This is a genomic window from Paraburkholderia sp. UYCP14C (genome assembly GCF_004197395.1).
GTDB lineage: Bacteria > Pseudomonadota > Gammaproteobacteria > Burkholderiales > Burkholderiaceae > Paraburkholderia.
The window spans coordinates 1-1,373 of the sequence record NZ_SELS01000254.1 but is presented as its reverse complement, the minus strand read 5'-3'; the positions used below and the strand labels follow the sequence as shown (position 1 = coordinate 1,373).

The 1,373-nt window shown below is 55.6% G+C and carries 1 protein-coding gene; it reads right to left on the bottom strand.

What is annotated here, in order from left to right; translation table 11 throughout:
* Positions 1–133: 133 nt before the first annotated feature.
* Complete coding sequence (locus EVC45_RS44650) at positions 134–1,132, bottom strand: glycosyltransferase family 2 protein (protein WP_306770880.1); 999 nt, start codon at positions 1,130–1,132, stop codon at positions 134–136.
* Positions 1,133–1,373: the final 241 nt, after the last annotated feature.

Sequence of the window (1,373 nt, the reverse complement as noted above, 5' to 3'; positions counted from 1 at the left end):
AAGATCATGAACACAATATCCATAACGTTCGGCCCCAGGATCCCGTTTACGCGGGATCGAAATTCAACAGCCTGCTAGATACGCGAGGAATGTAACGGCACAAACGAGCAGTGCGACAACGATCAGCGAATTGTTATTTTGATTTGTATTTTTCATTGATTGAAAAGGCTTCGGGAGTTTCTCCGCCTGTATAGAAATTGCGTACGATATAAATGGGGCGCCGTTTCGATTCAACGTACATCCGCCCGACGTACTCTCCGATGACGCCGATACCGATCAATTGCATGCCGCCGAGAAACAGGATCGCGGTGATGATCGATGCATAGCCGGGCACATCGATGCCGTGTACGACGGTCCGAACGATCAGATAAGCCGCATACAGAATGGCCAGCAGTGCCGTGACGCCGCCAATGTAGGTCCATACCCGCAGCGGCAGCGTGCTGAAGCTGGTGACGCCTTCCAGCGCGAAGTTCCAGAGCTTCCATCCGGAGAACTTGCTCGCTCCTGCCGCTCTTGGCTGCCGCACGTACTCGATGGTCGCGGTCTTGCCTCCCACCCACGCGAACAGGCCCTTCATGAAGCGACGCGTCTCCCGCAGCTGCTTCAGCGCATCGACGGTGCTGCGCGACATCAGGCGAAAATCGCCCGCATTTTCGGGAATCAACAGTTCCGATATCGCGTTGTGGACGCGGTAGAACATGGATGCCGAGTTGCGCTTCGCGTAGCTGTCGGTCGTGCGCTCGGCGCGCATCGCAAGCACGACGTCGTATCCTTCGCGCCACTTGCTGACCAGATCCGGAATCGCGCCGGGTGGGTCTTGCAGATCCGCATCGAACGGGATGACCGCGTCACCGATCGCATGGTCGAGCCCAGCGGTCAACGCGGCTTCCTTGCCGAAGTTGCGCGAAAGGTCGACGACCCTGATTCTGGAGTCGTGTGCAGCCTGCTTGAGCAAAAGAGGAAGCGTCGCGTCACGGCTTCCGTCGTTCACGCAGACGATTTCGAACCTGCTATTGGGCACCGTCTCCATGACGGAGCAGACTTCGCGGAAGAACCGACCGATCATTTCTTCCTCGTTGTAGAAAGGAACGACGATCGACAGCAGGTCGGTGTGGCTCGATTGGTCCGCCACCGCTTACGCTCCCCGTCCGACGCGACGCTGAGCCGATCCAGATTGCATCGGATCAACGGCGAGCGACGCACCGACGGGGTTCAATAAATGTGAACCGTTAATTTTCATTTTTAAATTGGTATTTGTTTAATAGCCGGTTTTCGAATAATACTCCAAGCAGATATTGCGGCGGCTCCGGTTTTTCTGGACACAGAGTTGGGGTAAAACGTGTGATCCAAACTGGAGTAGTTGATGTTGAAGA